Annotated in this window: 20 protein-coding genes; 8 read left to right on the forward strand and 12 right to left on the reverse strand. The window is 63.5% G+C overall.

Annotated features, from left to right (window positions below; all coding sequences use genetic code 11):
• Positions 1–19: 19 nt before the first annotated feature.
• From purH to htpX, 5 genes are all read right to left on the reverse strand, one after another.
• Positions 20–1,636 carry a bifunctional phosphoribosylaminoimidazolecarboxamide formyltransferase/IMP cyclohydrolase gene (purH, locus tag NKI85_RS00580; RefSeq protein ID WP_352775171.1) on the reverse strand — a complete coding sequence of 539 codons (1,617 nt, stop codon included), beginning with the start codon at positions 1,634–1,636 and terminating at the stop codon, positions 20–22.
• Between the two features lie 84 nt (positions 1,637–1,720).
• Positions 1,721–3,469 carry a heparinase II/III family protein gene (locus NKI85_RS00585; RefSeq protein WP_352775174.1) on the reverse strand — a complete coding sequence of 583 codons (1,749 nt, stop codon included), beginning with the start codon at positions 3,467–3,469 and terminating at the stop codon, positions 1,721–1,723.
• A 148-nt stretch (positions 3,470–3,617) separates the two neighbouring features.
• Positions 3,618–4,964, reverse strand: a complete 1,347-nt coding sequence (locus NKI85_RS00590) for an RsmB/NOP family class I SAM-dependent RNA methyltransferase (protein ID WP_352775176.1) — start codon at positions 4,962–4,964, stop codon at positions 3,618–3,620.
• On the reverse strand, positions 4,961–5,257 hold the full coding sequence (locus tag NKI85_RS00595; RefSeq protein ID WP_352455023.1) for a hypothetical protein: 297 nt from the start codon (positions 5,255–5,257) through the stop codon (positions 4,961–4,963). The genes NKI85_RS00590 and NKI85_RS00595 overlap by 4 nt, the downstream gene beginning before the upstream one ends.
• Before the next feature lie 26 nt (positions 5,258–5,283).
• Complete coding sequence (gene htpX / locus NKI85_RS00600; protein ID WP_352522970.1) at positions 5,284–6,300, reverse strand: zinc metalloprotease HtpX; 1,017 nt, start codon at positions 6,298–6,300, stop codon at positions 5,284–5,286.
• Between the two features lie 117 nt (positions 6,301–6,417).
• Here htpX and NKI85_RS00605 point away from each other — a divergent pair, with 117 nt between their 5' ends.
• On the forward strand, positions 6,418–6,630 hold the full coding sequence (locus NKI85_RS00605) for a DUF1674 domain-containing protein (RefSeq protein ID WP_352522969.1): 213 nt from the start codon (positions 6,418–6,420) through the stop codon (positions 6,628–6,630).
• 17 nt (positions 6,631–6,647) lie between these two features.
• On the opposite strand, the gene NKI85_RS00610 is transcribed toward NKI85_RS00605, so the two are convergent.
• Positions 6,648–7,319, reverse strand: a complete 672-nt coding sequence (locus NKI85_RS00610) for an HAD-IA family hydrolase (protein ID WP_352522968.1) — start codon at positions 7,317–7,319, stop codon at positions 6,648–6,650.
• A gap of 179 nt (positions 7,320–7,498) precedes the next feature.
• Here NKI85_RS00610 and NKI85_RS00615 point away from each other — a divergent pair, with 179 nt between their 5' ends.
• From NKI85_RS00615 to NKI85_RS00625, 3 genes are all read left to right on the forward strand, one after another.
• Positions 7,499–8,368, forward strand: a complete 870-nt coding sequence (locus NKI85_RS00615; protein WP_352522967.1) for a transglutaminase-like domain-containing protein — start codon at positions 7,499–7,501, stop codon at positions 8,366–8,368.
• Between the two features lie 319 nt (positions 8,369–8,687).
• Entirely contained in the window at positions 8,688–10,067 is a 1,380-nt protein-coding gene (locus NKI85_RS00620) for a pilus assembly protein TadG-related protein (RefSeq protein ID WP_352775180.1), read from the forward strand.
• Positions 10,068–10,454: 387 nt separating this feature from the next.
• The gene (locus NKI85_RS00625; protein WP_352775183.1) at positions 10,455–11,723 is read left to right on the forward strand and encodes a class I SAM-dependent methyltransferase; all 1,269 of its coding nucleotides are present in this window, start codon (positions 10,455–10,457) and stop codon (positions 11,721–11,723) included.
• 1 nt (position 11,724) lies between these two features.
• On the opposite strand, the gene NKI85_RS00630 is transcribed toward NKI85_RS00625, so the two are convergent.
• Both NKI85_RS00630 and acs read right to left on the reverse strand, forming a co-directional pair.
• A complete protein-coding gene (locus NKI85_RS00630) occupies positions 11,725–12,468 on the reverse strand; it encodes an MOSC domain-containing protein (protein ID WP_352775186.1) in 744 nt (247 codons plus the stop codon).
• Positions 12,468–14,423: an acetate--CoA ligase gene (gene acs / locus NKI85_RS00635; protein WP_352775189.1), complete on the reverse strand. Its 1,956-nt coding sequence runs from the start codon at positions 14,421–14,423 to the stop codon at positions 12,468–12,470. Before acs ends, NKI85_RS00630 begins: the two co-directional genes overlap by 1 nt.
• A 304-nt stretch (positions 14,424–14,727) precedes the next feature.
• On the opposite strand from acs, the gene NKI85_RS00640 reads away from it, so the two are divergent.
• Positions 14,728–15,000, forward strand: a complete 273-nt coding sequence (locus NKI85_RS00640; protein ID WP_352522962.1) for an usg protein — start codon at positions 14,728–14,730, stop codon at positions 14,998–15,000.
• Between the two features lie 47 nt (positions 15,001–15,047).
• On the opposite strand, the gene NKI85_RS00645 is transcribed toward NKI85_RS00640, so the two are convergent.
• On the reverse strand, positions 15,048–16,082 hold the full coding sequence (locus NKI85_RS00645) for an aldo/keto reductase (RefSeq protein ID WP_352522961.1): 1,035 nt from the start codon (positions 16,080–16,082) through the stop codon (positions 15,048–15,050).
• Between the two features lie 51 nt (positions 16,083–16,133).
• Positions 16,134–17,315: an MFS transporter gene (locus NKI85_RS00650; protein ID WP_352522960.1), complete on the reverse strand. Its 1,182-nt coding sequence runs from the start codon at positions 17,313–17,315 to the stop codon at positions 16,134–16,136.
• Positions 17,316–17,452: 137 nt separating this feature from the next.
• Here NKI85_RS00650 and NKI85_RS00655 point away from each other — a divergent pair, with 137 nt between their 5' ends.
• Entirely contained in the window at positions 17,453–18,361 is a 909-nt protein-coding gene (locus tag NKI85_RS00655; RefSeq protein WP_352775193.1) for a LysR family transcriptional regulator, read from the forward strand.
• 68 nt (positions 18,362–18,429) lie between these two features.
• Here the strand turns inward: NKI85_RS00655 and NKI85_RS00660 are convergent, their stop codons facing one another.
• Both NKI85_RS00660 and NKI85_RS00670 read right to left on the reverse strand, forming a co-directional pair.
• Complete coding sequence (locus NKI85_RS00660; protein ID WP_352522958.1) at positions 18,430–19,479, reverse strand: aldo/keto reductase; 1,050 nt, start codon at positions 19,477–19,479, stop codon at positions 18,430–18,432.
• 258 nt (positions 19,480–19,737) lie between these two features.
• Complete coding sequence (locus NKI85_RS00670) at positions 19,738–20,400, reverse strand: YggS family pyridoxal phosphate-dependent enzyme (RefSeq protein ID WP_352522957.1); 663 nt, start codon at positions 20,398–20,400, stop codon at positions 19,738–19,740.
• 146 nt (positions 20,401–20,546) lie between these two features.
• On the opposite strand from NKI85_RS00670, the gene leuS reads away from it, so the two are divergent.
• Positions 20,547–23,171: a leucine--tRNA ligase gene (gene leuS, locus NKI85_RS00675; RefSeq protein ID WP_352522956.1), complete on the forward strand. Its 2,625-nt coding sequence runs from the start codon at positions 20,547–20,549 to the stop codon at positions 23,169–23,171.
• Positions 23,158–23,739, forward strand: coding sequence for an LPS assembly lipoprotein LptE (locus NKI85_RS00680; RefSeq protein WP_352522955.1), 582 nt, complete (start codon positions 23,158–23,160; stop codon positions 23,737–23,739). Before leuS ends, NKI85_RS00680 begins: the two co-directional genes overlap by 14 nt.
• The last annotated feature ends 12 nt before the right edge of the window (positions 23,740–23,751 follow it).

Consider the following 23,751-nt stretch of genomic DNA (forward strand, 5'->3'; position numbering starts at 1 on the left):
CAAGGAGAGGGACGGGCGCTCAATGCCGGAAGTGCCTCACTCCGGTGAAGACCATGGCGATGCCGTGAGCGTCGGCGGCGGCGATGACATCGTCGTCGCGCATCGAGCCGCCCGGCTGGATGACGGCGGTGGCCCCGGCTTCGATTGCCGATAAAAGCCCATCCGCGAACGGGAAAAAGGCATCCGAGGCGACGACCGAGCCCTTGGTCAAAGGCTCCGTCAGACCGGCAGCCTCGGCCGCGTCGAGCGCCTTGCGCGCGGCGATACGCGAGGAATCGACCCGGCTCATCTGACCGGCGCCGATGCCGACGGTGGCACCATCCCTGGCATAGACGATGGCGTTCGACTTGACGTGCTTTGCCACGCGAAAGGCGAATTTCAGATCGGCCAATTCGGCCGGCGTCGGGGCGCGCCGGGTCACCACTTTCAGCTCGAGATCATCCACCACCGCATTGTCGCGGCCCTGGACGAGCAAGCCGCCAGCAACCGATTTTAAGCCGAAACCCGCCGCGCGCGGGTCGGGCAGGCCGCCGGTGACCAGCAGGCGTAAATTCTTCTTGGCGGCAACGATGCGGATCGCTTCGTCCGAGGCGTCCGGCGCGATGATGACCTCGGTGAAGGTTTTGACGATCTCTTCGGCAGCCTCGGCATCGAGGATTAGGTTCATGGCGACGATGCCGCCGTAGGCCGAGACCGGGTCGCAGGCCAGCGCCCTGGCATAGGCCGCTTGCAGTGAAGCGCCTTCGGCGACGCCGCACGGATTGGCGTGCTTGATGATGGCAACCGCGGCGGAGCGGGCCGGATCGAACTCGCCGACCAGTTCGAAGGCGGCGTCGGTATCGTTGATGTTGTTGTAGGAAAGCTGCTTGCCCTGAAGCTGGCGCGCCGTAGCGACGCCCGGTCGCCTGTCGCCATTGACATAGAAGCTGGCGCCCTGATGCGGGTTTTCGCCATAGCGCATCACCGATTGCAGCTTGCCGCCGAAGGCGCGCCATGTCGGATGCTCGATCTCCAGCGCCTCGGCGAACCATCCCGAGATCGCCGCATCGTAGCTGGCGGTGCGGGCAAAGGCCTTGGCTGCCAGCTTCTTGCGGAAATCCAGCGACAGCGAGCCGAAATTCATCTCCAGCGCGTTGAGCACCGACACATAGTCGTCAGGGTCGGTGACGATGCCGACATAAGCGTGGTTCTTGGCCGAGGCACGGATCATCGCCGGGCCGCCGATGTCGATATTTTCGACGATCGCCGCGTATTCGGCGCCGGAGCGGCGCACCTCTTCGAACGGATAAAGATTGGAGACGACGAGATCGATCGGCTCGATGCCGTGGTCGCGCATCGCCGCGGCGTGCTCGGGATCGTCGCGAACACCGAGCAATGCGCCATGCACCGACGGGTGCAGCGTCTTGACGCGCCCGTCCATGATCTCGGGAAAGCCGGTGAGCTCGGATACATCGCGCACGACCATGCCGGCCTCGGCAAGGGCCTTCGCCGTGCCGCCGGTCGAGACCAGCTCGACGCCGGCCGAAGCCAGCGCCCTGGCGAAATCGATCAGGCCGGTCTTGTCAAAGACGGAAAGCAGCGCGCGGCGGATGGGAACGAGATCGGGCGCTGGAATATTCTTGGCGGCGACGGCCATGGGCTGGCGGCCTTTCGACTTCTGGTTGGAGAGCGTCCGCGGGCCGTAGCATATGAGGCCCGGAAATCAAGCCGCAAGGCTTGATCAGCGTCTGCCGTTGCCACTGGCTTCAGCTTTTTCCGGATGGCCGCCGATAATGGTCCGCGTCAATTGCCAGTGGACCTCGGAAATCTCCGAGGCTTTGAACGCAAGCACGATCTGGCGGCTGCGGCGCGGGCCGCCGAGCCCGGCGAAATAGATCGATTCCTCGACCTCGGGCGTCACTTCGGTGGAGGTAAACACCCAGGTGTCGGCATGGTCGGCGGTCAGCACCAGGCGGTCGTGCTCATCCTGGAGCAGGTTTATGTCGGGATGGACATGGAAACGCACCGTAACGAAATCACGGCCATTGTTGCGGATAGAAGCGCCGCCCGGCCGCAGGAAGCGGTCCCTGCCTGCAAGCACATTGCCCTCGGTCGACAATTTCAGCTCGCGCTCATGCAGGAACCCGAAACGCGCCACGTAGCCGTCATGGCGGGCGATGAAGCCCTGGCTGCCCTTCTGGTCGGTACGCTTGCAAGGCACATGCTGCGGCCCGCCGATCAAAGGCGTGCCGAGCAGGTCGTTGACCCGCAAGGAGTGATTGAAGCGCGCCGACGACGTATCGTTGATGGTGGCGGTCGAGTGGGCGGCGGTGGCGCGGGCAAGCGGCCGGAATTCGGCGGCGCCATAGGTGTCTATGCCGGCATTGACGATATAGTGCTGACGGCCCGACGACAATTCGAAGGCGAGGCATCCGGCGTGAGCGGCATTGGACACGTCGACGGGCGGCGGCGGGCCGGTATCGGCGATCACCGTGACACCACCCATCGACAGGCGCTCATAACCCGAATGCGGCGCGTGCAGCAATGGTGCGCCGGCGGTGTCGTCGTGATGCAGGATGGTGGCGATACGGTCGTGAATGGTGGCGCCCATGCCGTTGAAGCGAGCAAGGCTGCCATCCTGATGGCGAAAGAAGCGCAGCGCAGGCAGCATCCGGTCGATGGCGCCGATCAGGGCGGCCGGCGGTGTCTCGGCCTGATTGGCATATGTCTGGCGCAACGGCAGAAGGTCGGCGAGGATTTCAAGCACGGCCATCGGATTGCGGGAGATATGGCCGCCGTCAGGCAGAATCTGGCGATCGAGCTCCTCAGCGAGAGTACGGGTGGCACCGCGTAGCGCCGAGGCGGGCGCCGGCAGCGACAAAGCGGCAAACGCCAGCGCAATGCGCGCGCGCAGCCTGTCCTTGCCGTCCGGCATCTCGCGCGCCATGGCGCGCAAATAGCGGATCTGGACGGCGAGCGATTTCAGGAACGCGCGGTAGAACGGAAATTCGGCGCCCTGCAACACGATCGAGGAATGCTGCAGCCAGGCAATGACGCGCTTGGCCGTCGTGCCGGGCTCCCAGGCAACGCCGGAAATATGGCTGCCATGGATTGCAATCCAGTCGGAAACCAATGCTCGCGCGTTGGCGGCGGCGAGCTCGGTGCCCGCGGCACGCATATGGCGCAGCCAGCGAAAGCCGTGCAGCGTCCTTTGCCAGCCGGGATTGGGCACGTCGATCTGGAAGGGCGATTTGCCACCGGTCTCGACCAGATGCCCCGAAAGCGGATAGCGGCCATAATAGATCTCGAGCGCGATCTGAGGATCGGCGAGGCGCAGGTCCGGCGGGGCGATCAGGACGCGCTCCGGCGTGCGGCCGGAGTAGCGCCAGCGATAGAGTGGCCCGGCACGCAAGCGCCGGCGCGTCTTGCGCCAGAACTCCCTCGCGACAAGCGTCCACAGTCGCGTCGTGTTACCGGCAACGATTGCCAAAACCCCTCCTGATCGTCCTCGCCCAAGCACAAGTTTATATGATTCAAGAACTTGTGCGAAGGCGAATTCCGCGACAGCGTGGCCGTTCAGCCTGTTTTCCGTGCCTCCTCGCCCCAAAAAGGTCGGACTGCGCTTCGAGATCTACCCCTTAGCCGACTCTGCGCATGCGGGCGGCGAAGAAGCCGTCCAGCCCGGAACGGGCCGGCGAACCTAGCTCCAGATCGGCAGGCGTGGTGCGCAACGTGCCTTGCGGCGTCAGGAACGGGTCGATGCCGGCGATCTCGCCCGGCCGAAGCGGGTCGTCGACGATTTCCGCGTTGCCGTCGAGGAAGGCGCGATAAAGCTCTTCGCCTTCGAGCGGATCGAGCGAACAGTTGGAAAAGACGATGCGTCCGCCAGGCTTGACCAGGGTGACGGCGCGGGCGAGCAGCTTCCGCTGCAGGTCGGCGAGTTTTTCGACGTCGGCCGCCGTCTTCGTCCACGGAACGTCGGGGTGCCGCCGCACCGTGCCGGTCGAAGAGCAAGGTGCGTCGAGGAGGACGGCGTCGAAGAGGTCCGTCGGCTCGTATTTGAGCAGATCGGCTTGCACGATCTCTGCCGAAAGGCCTAGCCTTTCGAGGTTCTGCGCCAGCCGCGCCAACCGGTTTCGGGACATGTCGAGCGCGGTGACGCGGGCGCCGGCAAGGATCAGCTGGGCGGTCTTGCCGCCGGGGGCGGCACAGAGGTCAGCGATGTGAAGCCCCTTGACGTCGCCGAACAATCGAGCCGGCAGGCTGGCCGCAGCATCCTGAACCCACCAGGCGCCTTCCCCAAAGCCGGGCAGTTCGGTGACGGAAGCGCTGAGCTTTTCGACCCGCACCGTGCCGGTCGGCAAGACGAAGCCGCCGAGCCGTTCTGCCCACAGCGCCGGATCCGACTTGACCGAGAAATCGACCGGCGCTTCATGGCGATGGGCGAGCAGAATCTGCCTGGCCTTGTCGGGTCCGTAGACAGTTTTCAAGCGGTCGGAAAACCATCTCGGCGCCTCGTCGGTGGCGGCAAGTGCCGCCGCCAGCTCGTCCTGCTTGGCCCGCGCCAGGGTGCGAAGCACGCCATTGACGAGGCCGGAAAAGCGCGTGGTGCGCGGATCGGATTTGGCGTGGGTCACGGCGAGGTCGACGGCGGCGCTGTCGGGAATGTCGAGGAACAGGATCTGCGCCGCCGCCACATGCAAGATGTGCGAAAGTGCTGTGGCGTTGGGCGGCAGCGGCTTTTCCAGGCGGCGGGCCAGCAGGCTCGATATGGTCATGCGGTAGCGCAGGGCGGTGACCAGAATGGCGCGCACCAGGGCACGGTCGCGCAGGTCGAGCGCCTTGTATTGCGGATGGCCGTTCTCATGGTCGGTCAGCCCGTCGAGCGGCGTTCTCGCATCGATGACGGCGGCAAGCAGGCGGGCGGCTGCCTTGCGCGCGGCGAGGCCGGGCGCTTCCGAAGGTTGTCTTGGAAGCGGCGTCATCGTGCGGGTGATCGCTTGGCTAATGCGAAGACGGCGTTGAGAAAATCATCTTTGCTACCCGCGGGGGAAGACAGCCCCAGGTATTCATTCTCCACCTTGCCGAGATAGTCGGAGATTTGCCTGGGATCTGCGCCGTCGACCACGAGACGCATAATCTGCAGCAGATAGTTGTCATACTCATCTGCAGGAAGCGGACGGAATCCAGGTTCTCTGGATGTCGCTGTACTCTCCATAGGTATTCCAATCGGGTTCCAGTGCTTAGCGCACAGGATACGCATCTCCTCAAGTTGCATAGGCCCCTTCCCGCCCGCGGCTGCGCTCACGACCACGGACCTTTGGGCCCGGTTGGATTGCGTCCCCAGGGATTGGGTTTCGGCCTGGCCGGCTCAGCCGGCCTCTCGGGCCGCGCGGCCCTGTCCCACGGACCCGACGGCTGCTGCCCGGTCTCTTCCGGCGTCGGCCTTGGCGTCGCGGCCGCTTCGGGTGCGCCGGCCATCTCGCTTGCCATCCTCTGCAATGCGGCGATGCGGTTTTCTGTGCTCGGGTGAGTGGAAAACAAACTGTCCATGCGCTCGCCGGAAAGGGGATTGATGATGAAGAGATGGGCGGTTGCCGGACTGCGCTCGGCATCCGGGTTGCGGATGCGTTCGGCGCCACGCGCGATCTTGTCAAGTGCCGAGGCGAGCCACAGCGGGTGTCCACAGATTTCGGCACCGCGCCGGTCGGCCTCGTATTCGCGGGTGCGGCTCACCGCCATCTGCACGATCATGGCGGCCAGGGGCGCCACGATCATCGCCACCAGCACGCCGACGATGCCGAAGGGATTGTTGTTGTCGCGGTTGCCGCCGAAGAAGAAGGCGAAATTGCCGAGCATCGAGATTGCGCCGGCAAGGGTGGCGACAATTGTCATGGTCAGCGTGTCGCGATGCTGCACATGGGCAAGCTCGTGCGCCATCACCGCCGCGACTTCTTCATGTGACAGTTGCTGCAGCAGGCCGGTGCTGGCGGCGACAGCGGCATTTTGCGGATTGCGGCCGGTGGCGAAGGCATTGGGCTGCGGATTGTCGATGAGATAGGTTCTCGGCATCGGCAGGCCGGCACGCTGGGCGAGACCCTGCACGATGGCGTAATATTCAGGCGCGTTGCTTTCGTCGACCTCGACGGCGCGGTGCATCGACAGCACCATCTTGTCGGCGTTCCAATAGCTGAACAGATTGGTGCCGGCGGCGATCAGCAAGGCGATCATCATGCCGCCGGATCCGCCGATGAGATAGCCGACGCCCATGAACAGGGCCGTCATTGCGGCCAAAAGCATGGCGGTGCGAAGGGTGTTCATCGTCTGCTCCGTTCTGGCCCAACAAAGGGGTCGATCCTTGTGGACCCATCGCTATATGATGGGAAACAGCGGTTCCCGTTTCAATCGGGGGCCTGTTTCAATCTACCGGAAGATCGCATGATCGACAAAACCAGCAAAACGCGTGCTAACGGCGAGCCGCAAAAGCCGCTGGCGCCGGCAGCCCGGCGCGCCTTGGCGGAGGCCGAGGCGCGGCGGGAGAAATATCGCGCGAAGGAAGCCACACTGCCGAGGGAGATCGGCGGGCGCGGCGGCAAGGAGCCCGGCCGCTACGGCGACTGGGAGGTCAAGGGCCTGACCAGCGACTTTTAGCCCAAACAGGGTGCTAGCTAAGCAGGCTGCGAGGCCCGCTCCGCTTCGATGGTGATCCAGCCGCTGGCATCGACGGCAATGCCGATCGCGTCATAGCCGGCGACGGCGGCATGCGGCGTCTCCAACGGATGCCGGTGCGTGGCGCTGATCACCACGACCGCGGCGCCCGCGGCCTCGGCTGCCGCTATGCCGGCGGGTGCGTCCTCGAAGACGAGGCAGTCGCGCACATCGACGCCGAGCCGTTCGGCCGCCAGCCGGAAGCAGTCGGGCGCCGGCTTGCCGCGGGACACGTCCTCTGCGGCAACGATTACGGCGGGAGCCGGAATGCCGGCGGCCTGCAGGCGCAGCAAGGCAAGTTCGCGGGGCGCTGAGGTGGCGATCGCCCAGCTCGCGGGCGGCAGCGACGCCAGGAACGCCGCAGCGCCGGCAATCGGGCGAATGCCCTCGACATCGGCCGCCTCGGCCTGCAAAAGCGCATCGGCTTCGCGGGCAGGGTCGATGCCCGGAAGTGCCAGCCGGCCGATGGTCTCGATCGCCCGAACGCCGTGGATGGTCGGCAGGAATGCGGCGACGTCAAGACCTTGCCGATGCGCCCAAGCTGCCCAGACCCTTTCCGCCGCGGCAATCGAATTGAGAATCGTGCCATCCATATCGAACAGGAAGGCCGCAAATTTTCTGCCTGCAAACATCGGTTTTTCCGGAGTCATTTTGGAGGGATTATTTCGAAGGAAGCATGTCGATCGACCGTAACGTTGCCGCGTCCGTATGGGAAGCCGCGCGGCGTCGTTTTCGGCCTCTCCACGGAACCGCTGCGCATGTCCCCGCGTTGATCGGAGCTATCTTTCACGACGATCGATGGGGGAGGACGATGCTGATTCGGCTCGGCTATGAAATTGCCATTGAATGCGTTGCAGCCACGCCGGTCGTTTCGTTGCTCGATATCCACAAGGATCGTCAGGCCAACATCAAGCGGCAGACGCGCGTGCTGACGTCGCCGTCCGTGCCGACCAGGGTCTACCACGATGTCTTCGGCAATAGCTGCCGCCGCTTCACGGCGCCGGCCGGAAATTTTCGCATCCTCTACGATGCGGTGGTCGAAGACAGTGGCGAGACGGACGAGGTCAACACGCTGGCCAGGCAAGTCCCGGTCGAGGAATTGCCGGATGAGGTGCTCGGCTATCTGCTCGGCAGCCGCTACTGCGAGACCGATCATCTCAGCGATCTGGCCTGGCAACTCTTCGGCCAGCTTCCGCCGGGCTGGGCGCGGGTGCAGGCGATCGTCGACTATGTCCACAACCGCCTTTCCTTCGGCTACGGCTATGCGCGCTCGACCCGCACGGCGGCGCAGGCGCATGAGGAACGCGTCGGCGTCTGCCGCGACTTTGCCCATCTGGCAATCACGCTCTGCCGCTGCATGAACATCCCGGCCCGCTACGTGAACGGCTATCTCGGCGACATCGGCGTGCCCGCCGATCCGGCGCCGATGGACTTCTCGGCCTGGATGGAAGTGTTCCTCGACGGCAAGTGGTACATCTTCGATCCCCGCCACAATTTGCGGAGAATCGGCCGCGTCGTCATTGCGCGCGGCCGCGACGCCACCGACGTGCCGCTGCTGCACAGTTTCGGCCCGCACCGGCTCAGCCTGTTCAAGGTCTGGACCTACGAGCAGGAAGGCAATCTGTTCAAGCCGCCCTATCGCGGCGTCGACAGGACGGTCAGCGCACGGATGCTGGCCTAGTCGTGTCGGACACATTCATCGTCGATATTTCCATCTCCCGCCACCGCTGATCCGGTTCGATACATCTCGGCTGTGCCGGATCGGGACGCGGTCCGGCCGTCCCGAATTGTAAGCCGGATCGTGGTAAGCGCTTCGTGAACAAAGTCGCGCCGGTGTGCATTCATTTACCGGTTGTTTACCGTATTGCGGCTCGAAACCGTTTGGAAACAATGGTCTGATGGGGAGCTGCTCGCTTTCGCCCGCCTGGCGGAGCGATCCGGCCGGAATCCTGCAATGCGCCTTCGGACAGCTACAGGCTGTAGCGAATGGAGGCGGAAGGATGCGGCGTTTCGGGGGTCTTGTTCAGACGATCGGCGGCTTTGCCGCGGATCGCAGCGGAAATTTCGCGGTGCTGTTTGGCGTAATCGGCTCAATGCTGGCGCTGAGCGTTGGCTTTGCCATCAACGTCTCCCAACTCTATAATGTGAAATCGAGCCTGCAGGGCGTGGTCGATGCGGCGGTCACCTCGACGGCCCGCGACCTGACGACCGGCGTCATCAGCGAGGCCGACGCGAACAAATCGGTGCAGGCCTTTCTCGATGCCAACAGCACGGCGGGTATCCTGCAGGACAACGAGATCGTTCAGGACAACGAGATCGTTCTCGACAATCTGGCGATCGACAGGACCGCCAAGACCGTCCAGGCGGACGTCCATGTCAACGTCAGCTACTATTTCCCGTTTTTCAGCACGGGTGGCATGCAGCGCGTTCCAGCATCGACGACGGCGCTCTATTCGGACAAGGAGATCGAAGTCGCGATGATGCTCGACGTGACCGGGTCGATGGCCGGCCAGAAAATCATCGATCTGCGGGCGGCTGCGGCGAATGCGGTCGACAGTTTCCTGGGCGGCCAGGACCCCTCCAAGCCGCGAGTGCGGGTTGCCATCGTGCCTTACGCCAATTCGGTGAATGCCGGTACGCTTGCCTCCAGCAGCGTCTATGTGGAAACCACCGCCAGCCAACGCAAACAGGCGCCGGCCAATGACGCCGTGCAGTATGTCACGGGCTTCATCCGTCCGGACAATTGCGCCACCGAACGCAAGGGGACCTATCAATATTCGGACGCAGGCCCTGACGCCAGCATGGTCAACCGCGACTACCTGCTGTCGTCCTTCGCTTGGCAAACCGGCACCGCCGCCTGCCCGGCCGCCACGCTGATGCCGCTGACGGCGGATGCGACGGCGCTCAAGACGGTCATCAAGAATTTCGTCGCCTCCGGCGGCACCGCCGGCCATATCGGCGTGCAGTGGACCTGGTACATGCTGTCGGAAAACTGGGGGAGCATAATGAGGACTTCGCAACGGCCGGCCAAGATGGATCCAAAAAAGGTCGCCAAAATCGCGATCCTAATGACCGACGGCGAGTTCAACCTATCCTACTTCGATGCGAGCACCGTCGGCGACGTCTACAATGACGCCGGCAAGGAGCCGACCCGCACGGCGGCCAAGAAACTTTGCGCTGCCATGCGCGACAAGGGCATCGAGATCTTCACTATTGGGTTTGACCTAAACGAAACGAATGCCAAGGCGACGCTCCAGGATTGCGCGAGCCCGGACACCGCCAAGATCAAGCACTTCTACCAAGCGGCCAATGGAACCGAACTCAACCAGGCTTTCCAGGATATAGCGCGCAACGTCGAGATGTTGAGCGTAACCAAATAGGGGACAACAGCCCAAAAAGAAAAGGCCGCCGCTTCTCGCGAAGCCGGCGGCCTTCCGTGTTTCCGTCCATGGCGCGGCTCCGGGCGGCGACGGTTGGTCGCCAGCCGCGCATCTCGCGCCTTAACGGGAAGACTGCTTCCCGAAAGTGCAATCCGCTGAGGCCACGTTCTGGAAAACGAAATCACTCGACATCGGATCACCTCCTTTCGATTTGTTGAACACTCCCTCATGATGGGGTGTCACCCGGCAAATGGCAAGGCGCGGCACCCGAAAATCCTGAACAAGCGTGCTTGCGCACCCAGGCGGCTTGCGGCCGGCCGATCGGGCAGGCAAGATCGCGCTGCTATTGTTCCGGGCCACTATTGTTCCGGGTAAGGGAGGACGGGGATGGATCCAGCCGATAGGGCAGCCCGGATCGTTCGAACGGTTATCGAAACGCTGAAGCCGGGCTTTGCGGTGAGGTTGTGGACGGGCGAGCGGATCGGCCCGGCTGCCGGCCCGGTGCTCACCATTAACGACCAGGACATCGTCTGGCAGATCGTACGCCGCCCCTCCTTCTCGACGCTGATCGAGATGTGGATTTCCAAGGCAGTCGACGTCGAAGACGGATCGCTGTTCGATTTCTACGCCTTGCCCACGCAAGGCAAACTCCGGACGAAGCTCAAGTCATTGCCGAAGCTGGCGATCCTGCGCGACCTGCCGGCCGTGCTGCTTTCGCGAAAACAGATGACGACGCGCACCGACCTTTCCGGCCGCAATCCTTTCGTCAGCGGTTCGAGCAAGGAGGCGATCCAGCACCATTACGATATTTCCAACGCCTTCTATCGGCTCTTCCTCGACGAGCGCATGGTCTATAGCTGCGGCTACTTCAAGGATTTCGCCAACGATATCGACCAGGCGCAGAAAGACAAGCTCGACCATATCTGCCGCAAGCTTCGGCTGAAGCCCGGCGAAAAACTGCTCGACATCGGCTGCGGCTGGGGAGCGATGCTCATTCACGCGGTGAAGAACTATGGCGTCGTCGGCCACGGCGTTTCGTTGTCGGAGGCACAGACCGAACTCGCCCGCGAACGCATCCGTGCCGAAGGGCTGGAGGACCGCATCACCATCGAGATAAAATCCTATGGCGAGCTCTCCGGCTCCTTCGACAAGATCTCGTCGATCGGCATGTTCGAGCATCTGGGGCTTGCCAACCATGCGGCCTATTTCTCGACGATCCATCGCCTGCTCAAACCCGGCGGCATCTATCTGCACCATGCCATCACCCGGCGCGACAAGGGCAGCCTGAAGAAGACGCTGCGCAAGGGGCCGGAATTCAAGGCGTTGATCAAATACATCTTCCCGGGCGGCGAACTCGACACGATCGGCATGACGCTCGGCAATCTCGAGGCGCATGGCTTGCTCGTCTATGATGTCGAAAACTTGCGCGAGCATTATGCGCGCACCTGCAGGCTATGGGCCGAACGTCTCCATGCACGCTTCGACGAGGCGATCGCCGAAGTCGGCGAAGCCAAGGCGCGGCTCTGGCTGCTTTATCTCACCGGCTGCTCGATCACCTTCGAACGCGCCTCGGCGCAGATTTTCCAGACCGTCGCCACCAGGCGGGCGCGCGGCCCCAGCGGCCTGCCGCCGACGCGTGCGGATTTGTATCGATAGCCTACAGGAAGCGCATCGTCGCGCCGATCTCGATCCGGCCGGGCCGGTCGACCGTGCAGTAGACGCCGAGATTGTGGGCGTTGTGGCGGACCAGGCTGCGCAGGATTGCCGGATCGTGGTCGAAGCCGTCCTGGGCAATGATGGTGAAGCCGCATCGGCGGCACGGCTCGGAGACGGTCAGGAGCAGGTCGCCGATCGCCAGCTTGCGCCCGATCCATTCCGTCTCGGGAAACGACCCCTCGACCTCAGGCATGTCGACGACGATGTTGGGCCGGAAGCGGCGCGGGTCGGCGACGCCTTCCGGATGCAGCGCCTTCAAACGCGCCAGCGAAGCGGTGGTCAGCAGATGAATGGGGGCCTTGACGTAGCGCTCCGCCAGCAGGGGACCGGCGTAATCCGGCGCGGCATTCTCCCGGCGAAACGGCCGGATAGAAGCCGCAAAGCCGAGATAGGCGGAAACGGCGCAATCGCTGTCAGCGCCGGGTGCGGCCAGCCAGTCGCCGTCGGGGACGGCGATCTCCAGTCCGCCGGCCGGCGACAGCCGGGTACGGATGCGCGGCACCTTGTGCCATTTCGCTTCGCGATCGGGCCGTGCAATTTCGTTGTTCGAAGCATCGACGAGACCGAACAGGCGGTCGCCTTCAACGGTGTGCCAACCGACCGAGATCACCTCTTGGCGCTCGCCGGCGAGCGAGCTCGCGGGGTAGCGCCAAAGCTCGGTGACAGCACCCAACGAGGCTTGCATCAGCTCTTCTTGTTTTGCCGATTGGCGATCAGGTCGTCGACGACTGCTGGATCGGCCAGCGTCGAGGTGTCGCCAAGCGCAGCAAAATCGTCCTCCGCGATCTTGCGCAGGATGCGCCGCATGATCTTGCCGGAGCGCGTCTTCGGCAGGCCCGGTGCGAACTGGATCTTGTCGGGCGAGGCAATGGCGCCGATCTCCTTGCGGACATGGGCGACGAGTTCATTGCGGAGCTCCTCGCTCGGCTTCTCGCCGGCCATCAGGGTGACGTAGCAGTAGATGCCCTGGCCCTTGATGTCATGGGGATAGCCGACCACCGCGGCTTCGGAGATTTTCTCGTGTGAGACCAGCGCCGATTCGACCTCGGCGGTGCCCATGCGATGGCCGGAGACGTTGATGACGTCGTCGACGCGGCCGGTGATCCAGTAGTAACCGTCAGCATCGCGGCGGCAGCCATCGCCGGTGAAGTACTTGCCCTTGTAGGTCGAGAAATAGGTCTGCACGAAGCGCTCGTGATCGCCATAGACGGTGCGCATCTGCCCGGGCCACGAATCGGCGATGCAAAGATTGCCGCTGGCTTCACTTTCCAGCACCCTGCCGTCACCGTCGACCAGCTGCGGCTTGACGCCGAAGAACGGCCGCGTTGCCGAACCCGCCTTGAGGTCGGTGGCGCCGGGCAGCGGCGTTATCAGGATGCCACCGGTCTCGGTCTGCCACCATGTGTCGACGATCGGCACCTTGCCGTTGCCGACGACGTTGAAATACCACTCCCAGGCTTCGGGATTGATCGGCTCGCCGACCGAGCCCAGCACACGCAGCGAGTTGCGCGACGTTTTGGTGACGTGCGCATCGCCGGCACCCATCAGCGCGCGCAGCGCCGTCGGGGCGGTGTAGAAGATGTTGACCTTGTGCTTGTCGATGACGTCCCAGAAGCGCGATTGCGACGGGTAATTCGGCACGCCTTCGAACATCAGCGTGGTGGCGCCGTTGGCGAGCGGCCCGTAGAGAATATAGCTGTGGCCGGTGACCCAGCCGACATCGGCGGTGCACCAGTAGATGTCGCCGTCATGATAGTCGAAGACATATTGGTGGGTCATCGAGACGTAGACGAGATAACCGGCGGTGGTGTGCAGCACACCTTTCGGCTTGCCGGTCGAGCCCGACGTATAGAGGATGAACAGCGGGTCCTCGGCCTTCATCTTCTCCGGCTTGCATTCGGCCTTAACCGTCGCGACCTCGTCATGGTACCAGACGTCGCGCCCGGCGATCCAGCCGGTCTTGCCGCCGGTGCGGCGCACGACGACGACCTTTTCGACCTGGGTTCCGGCCTTTGCGGCGATCTCGATTGCCTTGTCGGTGTTCTCCTTCAGCGGGATCGGCTTGCCGCCGCGCAGGCCTTCGTCGGCGGTGATGACAAAAGTCGACTTGCAGTCGTCGATGCGGCCGGCCAGCGCGTCCGGCGAAAAGCCGCCGAAGACGACCGAATGGATGGCGCCGATCCGCGTGCAGGCAAGCATCGCATAGGCGGCTTCCGGGATCATCGGCATGTAGATGGTGACGCGGTCGCCCTTCTTGACGCCGTGCTTCTTCATCACATTGGCGAGCCGGCAGACGTGCGCATAAAGCTCGTTATAGGTGATCTTCCTGTCGTCGTAGGGATTGTCGCCTTCCCAGATGATGGCGGTCTGGTCGCCGCGCTTTTTCAGATGCCGGTCGATACAGTTCCAGGAAACATTGGTCTGGCCGTCCTCGAACCATTTGATCGAGACCTTGCCGTCGAAGGAGGTGTTCTTGACCTTGCTGAAAGGCTTGAACCAGTCGATGCGCTTGCCGTGCTTGCCCCAGAACTTGTCCGGGTTCTTGACGCTGTCGGCGTACCATTTCAAATAGGTGTCGTTGTCGATCAGCGCGTTCTTCTTCCACGCCGGCTGGACGCGGTGGACATGAACATCGGACATTTCTTAGCTTTCCTCCCGAAACCCAACCCGCCGGGTTGACTGCCAGCGGCATCGCGGCGATGCGGCCGCGAATTCGCGCGCATTATTAACAGTTCGGCGGTGACGGCAACATTAGACGTTGGATTTGCGCGGCGGGATGCCGCAGGCGCTTTGGTCACTGCTGTCAGCACTCGGCGGGATCGCTGCTAACTACATGTTTTTGCGTAGTAAACCCGGTCTACACCACAAAAGATCAATAGACGCTTAAGCAAATAGCGCGCACAATTTCAAATTGGGAGGAAGGAGAATCAACCAGGGGACCGCAATGCGCGACCATTCCGAAATGGACCTGATGCTCAAGGGCTATGGCTTGACCACGGCCAAGATTCTTTATCACTTTCCCGATCATCCGCATCTGCTGCAGAGCTTCATCTGGCAGGACTACGACATCGCCCCGAAATTTCCGGTGCTGATCCGCTTCATCGAGTTCTGGAAGGCCAAGCTCGAAGGCCCGCTGCATTCGGTGAGCTACACGCACCAAAAGCTGATCGCGCCGAATGAGTGGCGCAAGGTCGATGGCGAGTTCTTGCTGCATTAGAGCGCCGCGCGGGCGGCAGTCTGGGAGCCGCCGTCAGCCCTGGAGCGTCAGACCGCGGGCGGGCTCAGCCGAGCAAAACCCTCCTGGCGGCGATAGGGAAAATACGGGTAGGGTGCGGTGACTTCGCTTGCCGCGTCGAGCTTCTTCATCTGGTCGGCCGTCAATGACCAGCCGACGGCGCCAAGATTCTGGCGTAGTTGTTCCTCGTTGCGCGCACCGATGATAACGGAGGCGACGGTTGGCCGTTGCAGCAGCCAATTGATGGCGATCTGCGGCACGGTCTTGCCGGTTTCCTTGGCCACGATGTCAAGCGCCTCGACCACCCGATAGAGATGCTCGTTCTCGACTGGCGGTCCGAAGCTTGCCGTATCGTGCAACCGGCTTTTTTCCGGCAGCTTCTCGCCGCGGCGGATCTTGCCGGTCAGGCGGCCCCAGCCGAGCGGGCTCCACACCAGCGCACTGAGGCCCTGGTCGAGGCCGAGCGGCATCAACTCCCATTCATAGTCGCGCCCGACCAGCGAGTAATAGACCTGATGGGCGACGTATCGGGGATAGCCGTATCTATCCGCCAGGCCGAGCGACTTCATCACTTGCCAGCCGGAAAAGTTGGAAACGCCGATATAGCGCAGCTTGCCGGCGCGCACGAGGCTGTCCAGCGTCGACAGCACCTCCTCGATCGGTGTTGCGGCGTCGAAGGCGTGCAGTTGCAAAAGGTCGATGTAATCGGTGCCGAGCCGGCTGAGCGCATCGTCTACTGCCCTGATCAGGCGCGAACGCGACGAGCCGGCGTCGTTCGGCCCGTCGCCCATCGGCAGCGATGTCTTGGTCGAGATCAGCACGGCGTCGCGGCGGCCCTTGATCGCTTGGCCGAGCACCTGTTCGGAGGCGCCGTTCGAATAGACGTCGGCGGTGTCGAAGAGGTTGACGCCAGCCTCAAGGCAGATGTCGACCAGCCGTCGCGCTTCCGTCGCATCGCTGTTGCCCCAGGCGCCGAATAGCGGTCCCGAGCCGCCGAAGGTTCCGGCGCCGAACGAAAGCGCGGGAACCTTTAGGCCCGAGGCGCCAAGACGTCGATAATCCATGGTTTTGCTCCTTGTTGTTTTCGAAAAACGATCTGGGTTTGCCCGGCACCGCTACGATCGGGCGGATACCGGCAGGGCGAGCGCTGCGCCACGGTCGAAGCGCAGCGCCAGCGCCGCCACGCCAAGCGCCGAAAGCGGTAGCAGGGCGGCGACCCAGGTGACGGCGCCGAGGCCGGGACCATGGGCGATGACCACGCCGCCGAGCCAGGCGCCGGCGGCATTGCCGAGATTGAAGGCGGCGATGTTGACGGACGAGGCAAGGCTCTGACCGGCGTCTTGCGCCTTTTCCAGCACCCACATCTGCAGCGGCGCCACGGTGGCGAAGGCGGCGGCGCCGAGCAGGCCGACATAGATGACGGCCATAACTTGGCTGTGCAGTGCGAATGTCATCGTACCGAGCACCAGCGCCAGCACGACAAGGCTGCCGAGAACGGAAGGCATCAGCCAGCGGTCGGCGAACCTGCCGCCGGCGAGATTGCCGGCGATGAGGCCGCCGCCGAAGACCAACAGAATCGGCGATACGGCTGCTTCCTGAAAACCGGTGATCTCGGTCAGCAAGGGGGCGATATAGGTGAAGACGGCGAAGACGCCGGCGTAGCCAAGCACAGTGGTGGCAAAGCCAAGCAGCACCGGCGCGCGGCCGAGCACGGCGAGATCGCCGCGCAAATTGCTCTTCTCAGGCTCTGCCTGGCTGCGCGGCACCAGCAGTAGGATGATGGCGAAGGCGACGATGCCGACCAGGGTTACCGCCGAGAAGGTCGCGCGCCAGCCGAAGGCCTGGCCGAGCCAGGTGCCGAAGGGCACGCCGAGGATGTTGGCGATGGTCAGGCCGGTGAACATCAGGGCGATCGCCGAAGCCTTCTTGTTGGGTGCCACCAGCCCGGTCGCCACGACCGAGCCGACGCCGAAGAAGGTGCCGTGGGCGAAGGCGGTGAGTACGCGGGCACCCATCAGAGTCCAGTAGTCGGGGGCTAGCGCACAGGCGAGGTTGCCCAGCGTGAAGATCGCCATCAGCGCCAAAAGCACGGTCTTGCGCGGCCAACGGGCGGTGACGATGGTCAGCAGCGGCGCGCCGATGACGACGCCCAGCGCATAGCCGGAAATCAGCTGGCCGGCAGCCGAGATCGAGACGCCGAGGTCGGTGCTGACGTCGAGCAGCAGGCCCATGATGACGAATTCGGTGACGCCGATGCCGAAGGCACCGGCGGCAAGAGCGTAGAGAGCAAGAGGCATGGCGGTTCCCACTTCGATGGCGACCAGTTTTGACGACGGGCGCCGTGTCCTCCCACGCCCCGGCCTGAAAGATCGTGCTGCACCGGACTGTGAACCAGCCTTGCCTAGGGCACATTGTCTGTGAAATAGATTCACCAATGGCCAGGCCCGACATCAACCGCTCCGGCGAGATCGAAGTGTTCGTCCGCGTCGTCGAGGCGGGCAGCTTTTCGGCCGCGGCACGTGCGCTGCGCATGACGCCGTCGGCGGTGAGCAAGCTGATCGCGCGGCTGGAGACACGGCTTGGGGCGCGGCTGGTCAGCCGTTCGACCCGCAAGCTGCAACTGACGCCGGAGGGGGCGGCCTTCTTCGACAGCGGCGTGCGCATCCTCGCGGACATGGCGGCAGCCGAGCGCGAGGCAGCAGCGGGCGCCGCGCCGCGTGGACGGCTGCGCGTCAACAGTTACGTGCCTTTCGGGCAGCACCGGCTGATCCCGCTGTTGCCGCGTTTTCTACAACGCTACCCCGAAATCTCGGTCGATCTGGTGTTGACCGACAGTGTTATCGACCTGATGGAGGAGCGCGCCGATGTCGCCATCCGCGCCGGGCCGCTCGGCGAATCACGGCTGGTGGCGCGCAAGCTCGGGCAAAGCCGGGTGGTCGTCGTTGCGGCGCCATCGTATCTCGAAGCGCATGGCACACCCAAGACGCCGGTGGATCTCGATCGTCACAACCGGATGGGCTTCTGCTTCGTGCGCCACGTCGACGGCTGGCCTTTCGTCGACGCGGCCGGCAAGGCAACCACCATACCGATCATCGGAAACACGCTGGTCAGCGACGGCGAAGCGATGCGGCTGATGGCGCTCTCAGGGGCGGGCATCGCCCGGCTCGCGCACTGGCACGTGGAGGCCGACATTGCCGCCGGGCGGCTGCTGCCGCTGCTGGAAGAGTTCAACCCCGGCGACGAGGAACTCACCCATGCGGTCTATGTCGGCCAAGGTAAGCATTTGCCGGCGCGGGTGCGGGCCTTTTTGGATTTCCTGGCCGAGACCGTGCGGCTGGACTGAAGCGGAAAAGCAATTGGGAGCCTACTTGGTTCCCGAATTTGGTTCCCGAAAATCAGGGCGAGAGGGCGCTACTTCTTCGGCGTAAACGGCGCCGGACGCCGGCCGGCTGCCTGACGTTCGAGCATCCAGCCGGGGTACTCGGCAGGCAAGGCACTCACTTCGTCAAGCCTGGCAAGATCGTCGGTATCGAGCCTCAACTCGGTGGCGGCAAGGTTCTGTTCGAGCTGTTCCATGCGGCTGGCGCCGATGATGACGCTCATCACGAACGGCTTGGCCAGGACATAGCCGAGCGCCACCGTGGCGACGCTGACGCCGTGCTTGGCGGCGATCTCGCGCATGACGGCGACCGCTGCCCAGGCGCGGTCTTCATTGACCGGCGGGAAATTGAAGCTGGCGCGGCGGCCCTCGCCATTGCCGGGGGCGCCGGGGCCGTATTTGCCCGAGAGCAGGCCGCCCGCCATCGGCGACCAGACCATCAGACCAAGCTTTTCTTCGTTGAGCAACGGCACGATCTCGCGCTCCAGGTCGCGGCCGGCGATCGAATAGTAGGACTGGACGGTCTCGAAACGGGCAAAGTCCTTGCGATCGGCAATGCCCAGTGCCTTGGCGATGCGCCAAGCCTGCCAGTTCGAGACGCCGACATAGCGGACCTTGCCGGCGGTGACCAGATCGTCGAGCGCCCGCAGCGTCTCGTCGATCGGCGTGACGGTGTCGGTGCCGTGCAGTTGGTAGAGATCGATGTGGTCCAATTGCAGACGTTCGAGGCTGCCTTCGACCGAATCCATGATGTGGCCGCGCGAAGAACCGCGCTGGTTCGGGCCATTGCCCGTGGCGCCGTGGACCTTAGTGGCGATGATCACGTCCTGCCGGCTGACGTCAAGATTCCTGAGCGACTGGCCGAGAAGCCGTTCCGATGTGCCGAAGGAATAGACATCCGCCGTGTCGAAGAAATTGACGCCGGCGGCGAGCGAGCGGGCGACGATCTCGTCGACACCCTTCTGGTCGAGGCTGGCGATCAGGCCCCATTGGGCATTTTCGCCCGCGGCGCCAAAGGTCATCGTGCCGAGGCAAAGTTCGGAGATAAACATCCCCGTGTTTCCAAGTTGATTGTAGCGCATGGTGGCTCCAGAGGGATTGGTAATGACCCAACCCATATAGGAACGATGCGTTTCGTTTCCAGTCGCTGGTATAGCGACCTAGCGGTTCTGAGCCAACCTCCGCAGTAGTGGAGGTCAGAAGTCCCAAGGATTGAGAACCGTCACCCCGATATCGTCGAAATCGGCGACGTTGCGCGTAACCAGGATGAAGTCGTGGACGAGTGCTGTCACGGCGGGCATCAAGGCTGGACGCCAAACAGTCGCTAAACGAAATGTCTGCTAGCGGCTGCCGAAAATCGCCGACCCAACCCTAACGCTGGTCGCGCCGAACGCGATCGCCGTTTCGTAGTCGCCGGACATGCCCATCGAGAGCTTTTCGACGCCGGTCTCAAGCCTAAGCTTTTCCAACAGCGCGAAATGCGGACCGGGATTCTCGTCGGCCGGGGGAATGCACATGAGGCCTTCGATGGCGAGGCCATGAACCGTGCGGCAGCGAGCGACGAAGGCGACGGCCTCGCGCGGTTCGATGCCGGCCTTTTGCGGCTCCGAGCCGGTGTTGACCTGGACATAGAGCCTTGGTGACCGGCCCTGCCTGGCAATTTCCTTGGCCAGTTCTGCGGCGATCTTCTCGCGATCGACCGTCTCGATGACATCGAACAGTGCCACTGCTTCCTTTGCCTTATTCGATTGCAACGGACCGATCAGATGCAGTTCGATCTCGGGGAAGGCTTCCCTCAGCGCTGGCCATTTTCCTTGTGCTTCCTGCACGCGGTTTTCGCCGAAGACACGCTGGCCGGCCTCGATGACCGGGCGGATATCGGCCGCATCGAAGGTTTTCGAGACGGCGACCAGCCTCACCGCTCCGGCGTCGCGTCCGGCCTCGCGCTCGGCGGCAGCTATTCTCGCCTTGACCGTGAAGAACTGTTCGACGGCGCTCGCCATGCCTATATCCTGCCTGTGTTTCGTTTTCGCCGGATCGCCGCAGTTGACGGGTCCGGCAATCCATGGTGAACACCGCGACGACATTTCCTGAGCCGCCCGGGGCATTGTCCGGCAGTTCGCGCATGCTTTTAAGTGAAAAACATCCGATGGCAACCGAACGATATAATCCGCGCGCGTCAGAGCCCAAATGGCAGAAGGCCTGGGACGCCAAGAAGCTGTTCGAGGCCGACAACGGCGACCCGCGCCTGAAATACTACGTGCTGGAGATGTTCCCTTATCCGTCGGGGCGCATCCATATCGGCCATACCCGCAACTACACGATGGGCGACGTGGTGGCGCGCTACAAGCGGGCCAAGGGTTTCAACGTGCTCCACCCGATGGGCTGGGACGCCTTCGGCATGCCGGCCGAGAACGCGGCGATGCAGAACAAGGTCCATCCCAAGGACTGGACCTATCAGAACATCGCCGCCATGCGCGAGCAGCTCAAGGTCATGGGCCTGTCGCTCGATTGGGCACGCGAGTTCGCTACCTGCGACGTCGACTACTACCACCGCCAGCAGATGCTGTTCCTCGATTTCGTCGAGAAGGGGCTGGTGACGCGCAAATCCTCCAAGGTCAACTGGGATCCGGAGGACATGACGGTGCTTGCCAACGAGCAGGTCATCGACGGCCGCGGTTGGCGCTCGGGCGCGCTGGTGGAACAGCGAGAGCTGACGCAGTGGTTCTTCAAGATCACCGACTATGCGCAGGACCTGCTGGATTCGCTCGATCAGCTCGACGAGTGGCCGGAAAAAGTGAAGCTGATGCAGGCGAACTGGATCGGCCGTTCGGAAGGTCTGCTGATCCGCTGGCCGCTGGCCAAGCCAGCAGCCGGCGAGCATGAGCTCGAAGTCTATACGACAAGGCCCGACACCATCTTCGGCGCCTCCTTCATGGCGATTGCCGCCGACCATCCGCTGGCCAAAAAGGCCGCCGAAGACAATCCGGCGCTGGCAAAGTTCATCGACGAGGTCCGCCATATGGGCACCTCGGTGGCGGCCCTGGAGACGGCCGAGAAGAAGGGCTTCGATACCGGCATTCGCGTCGTCCATCCGTTCGACGAGAAGTGGACGCTGCCCGTCTACGTCGCCAATTTCGTGCTGATGGACTACGGCACCGGCGCGATCTTCGGCTGCCCGGCACACGACCAGCGCGACCTCGACTTCGCCAACAGATACGGCCTGCCGGTCATTCCGGTGGTGATGCCGGAAGGCGAGAATCAAGGAAGTTTCCAGGTCATCGATGAGGCTTATGTCGATGGCGGCGCAATGATCAATTCGCGCTTCCTCGACGGCATGAAGCCGGATCAGGCATTCGACGAGGTGGCGAAGCTGCTGGAACAAAAGACCATCGGCAACCGGCCGATGGCCGAGCGCAAGGTGAACTTCCGCCTGCGCGACTGGGGCATTTCGCGCCAGCGCTATTGGGGCTGCCCGATCCCGATGATCCATTGCGAGGATTGCGGCGTGGTGCCGGTGCCGAAGGCCGACCTGCCGGTCAGGCTGCCTGATGACATCGAGTTCGACCGGCCGGGCAATCCGCTCGACCGTCATCCGACATGGCGGCACGTCAAATGCCCGCGCTGCGGCAAGGACGCACGGCGCGAGACCGACACGATGGATACTTTCGTCGATTCGTCGTGGTATTTCGCGCGCTTCACCGCACCCTGGGCCAACGATCCGACCGACCCCAAGGCCGCGACTGAATGGCTGCCGGTCGACCAGTATATTGGCGGCATTGAGCACGCGATCCTGCACCTGCTCTATTCGCGCTTCTTCACCCGCGCCATGCGCGAGACCGGCCATGTCGATCTGGCCGAGCCGTTCAAGGGCCTGTTCACTCAAGGTATGGTGGTGCATGAGACCTACCGGGTCGGCGGCGCCTCGAACGGCCGTTGGCTTGCGCCGAGCGAGGTCAGGCTGGAGGACGCCGACGGCAAACGCCGCGCCTTCGAAATCGCCACCGGCGAGGGGGTGACGATCGGCCCGCTCGAAAAAATGTCGAAGTCGAAGAAGAATACGGTGAGCCCGGAAGAGATCACCGACGGCTACGGCGCCGACACGGCGCGCTGGTTCATGCTGTCGGACTCGCCGCCCGAGCGCGATGTCGAATGGACCGACGAGGGTGCCGCCGGCGCGCACCGCTTTATCCAGCGTATCTGGCGGCTGGTGTCGACGGCTGCCGAATCGCTCGCCGGGATCCAGCCGGCAGCGGCGAAGGACGGCGAGGCAGGGACAATGTCCAAGGCCGCGCACAAGATCCTGAAATCAGTCGGCGAGGATATCGAAAAGCTCGCCTTCAACCGTGCCATCGCCCGCATCTACGAACTTGCCAATGCGTTGACCGTGCCGCTCAACGAGGCGGCAGAAGGCAAAGCTGATCCGGCGCTCAAGGCTGCCTGCCGTGAGGCCGTCGAGATCTTGGTGCACCTGATCGCGCCGGTCATGCCGCATCTGGCCGAAGAGTGCTGGCAGACGCTCGGAGGCACTGATCTTGTCGCCGAACGGCCCTGGCCGGTCTACGATCCGGCGCTTGTCGTCGACGCCGAGATCGTGCTGCCGGTCCAGGTCAACGGCAAGAAGCGCGGCGATTTGACAATTGCCCGCGACGCGGACCAAGGTGCGGTCGAAAAAGCGGTTCTGGCCCTCGACTTCGTGCAGAAAGCGCTCGAAGGTAAGGCGCCGCGCAAGGTGATCATCGTGCCGCAGAGGATCGTCAATGTCGTTGCCTGATCCGAAAAAGGCGGAGCTGACGCTGCGCCGTGTCGTGCTTTGCGGGCTGCTCGCCTCGGTGGCGCTGGTTTCCGCCTGTACGGTGCGTCCGCTCTATTCGAGCGCGCCGCTGGTTGCCGGTTCGCAAGTCGGCGCTGCCGCCGAACTGGCATCGATCTCGGTCAAGCCGGTCAAGACCCGCTATGCCCAGCAGGTCCGCAACAATCTGATCTTCGCGCTCGGCCAGGGCGCCGGCGAGCCGGCTTCGCCGGTCTATTCGCTCGATCTCGGTGTCTCCGAACTCGTCGAATCGGCGGCCATTGAGCAGGTCACGACCGACGAGGACGAGCCGACCGCCGGCACCGTGACGCTGACCGCGAATTATGTGCTGAGCGATGCAAAGACGGGCACGGTCATAGCCAGGGGAAAGCGCTCGATCCCGTCCTCATACGACAGGCCCCGCCAGGAATTCGCGTCGTACCGGGCCCAGATCGACGCCGAGAACCGCGCGGCGCGCGAGCTGGCGGATATCCTGCGGCTGTCGATCGCCCAGGATCTGATAAAGCACGGCAAGCCGGCGGCAAGCTAGGTCTTTCCAGCC

Source organism: Mesorhizobium sp. M0571 (genome assembly GCF_040320985.1).
GTDB lineage: Bacteria > Pseudomonadota > Alphaproteobacteria > Rhizobiales > Rhizobiaceae > Mesorhizobium.

What these genes read in the sequence shown, in the direction of transcription:
- purH (WP_352775171.1), bottom strand. Translation starts at nt 1,636, where the DNA reads ATGGCCGTCGCCGCCAAGAATATTCCAGCGCCCGATCTCGTTCCCATC.
- NKI85_RS00590 (WP_352775176.1), bottom strand. Translation starts at nt 4,964, where the DNA reads ATGACGCCGCTTCCAAGACAACCTTCGGAAGCGCCCGGCCTCGCCGCG.
- NKI85_RS00595 (WP_352455023.1), bottom strand. Translation starts at nt 5,257, where the DNA reads ATGCAACTTGAGGAGATGCGTATCCTGTGCGCTAAGCACTGGAACCCG.
- htpX (WP_352522970.1), bottom strand. Translation starts at nt 6,300, where the DNA reads ATGAACACCCTTCGCACCGCCATGCTTTTGGCCGCAATGACGGCCCTG.
- NKI85_RS00605 (WP_352522969.1), top strand. Translation starts at nt 6,418, where the DNA reads ATGATCGACAAAACCAGCAAAACGCGTGCTAACGGCGAGCCGCAAAAG.
- NKI85_RS00610 (WP_352522968.1), bottom strand. Translation starts at nt 7,319, where the DNA reads ATGTTTGCAGGCAGAAAATTTGCGGCCTTCCTGTTCGATATGGATGGC.
- NKI85_RS00615 (WP_352522967.1), top strand. Translation starts at nt 7,499, where the DNA reads ATGCTGATTCGGCTCGGCTATGAAATTGCCATTGAATGCGTTGCAGCC.
- NKI85_RS00620 (WP_352775180.1), top strand. Translation starts at nt 8,688, where the DNA reads ATGCGGCGTTTCGGGGGTCTTGTTCAGACGATCGGCGGCTTTGCCGCG.
- NKI85_RS00625 (WP_352775183.1), top strand. Translation starts at nt 10,455, where the DNA reads ATGGATCCAGCCGATAGGGCAGCCCGGATCGTTCGAACGGTTATCGAA.
- NKI85_RS00630 (WP_352775186.1), bottom strand. Translation starts at nt 12,468, where the DNA reads ATGCAAGCCTCGTTGGGTGCTGTCACCGAGCTTTGGCGCTACCCCGCG.
- acs (WP_352775189.1), bottom strand. Translation starts at nt 14,423, where the DNA reads ATGTCCGATGTTCATGTCCACCGCGTCCAGCCGGCGTGGAAGAAGAAC.
- NKI85_RS00640 (WP_352522962.1), top strand. Translation starts at nt 14,728, where the DNA reads ATGCGCGACCATTCCGAAATGGACCTGATGCTCAAGGGCTATGGCTTG.
- NKI85_RS00645 (WP_352522961.1), bottom strand. Translation starts at nt 16,082, where the DNA reads ATGGATTATCGACGTCTTGGCGCCTCGGGCCTAAAGGTTCCCGCGCTT.
- NKI85_RS00650 (WP_352522960.1), bottom strand. Translation starts at nt 17,315, where the DNA reads ATGCCTCTTGCTCTCTACGCTCTTGCCGCCGGTGCCTTCGGCATCGGC.
- NKI85_RS00655 (WP_352775193.1), top strand. Translation starts at nt 17,453, where the DNA reads ATGGCCAGGCCCGACATCAACCGCTCCGGCGAGATCGAAGTGTTCGTC.
- NKI85_RS00660 (WP_352522958.1), bottom strand. Translation starts at nt 19,479, where the DNA reads ATGCGCTACAATCAACTTGGAAACACGGGGATGTTTATCTCCGAACTT.
- NKI85_RS00670 (WP_352522957.1), bottom strand. Translation starts at nt 20,400, where the DNA reads ATGGCGAGCGCCGTCGAACAGTTCTTCACGGTCAAGGCGAGAATAGCT.
- leuS (WP_352522956.1), top strand. Translation starts at nt 20,547, where the DNA reads ATGGCAACCGAACGATATAATCCGCGCGCGTCAGAGCCCAAATGGCAG.
- NKI85_RS00680 (WP_352522955.1), top strand. Translation starts at nt 23,158, where the DNA reads ATGTCGTTGCCTGATCCGAAAAAGGCGGAGCTGACGCTGCGCCGTGTC.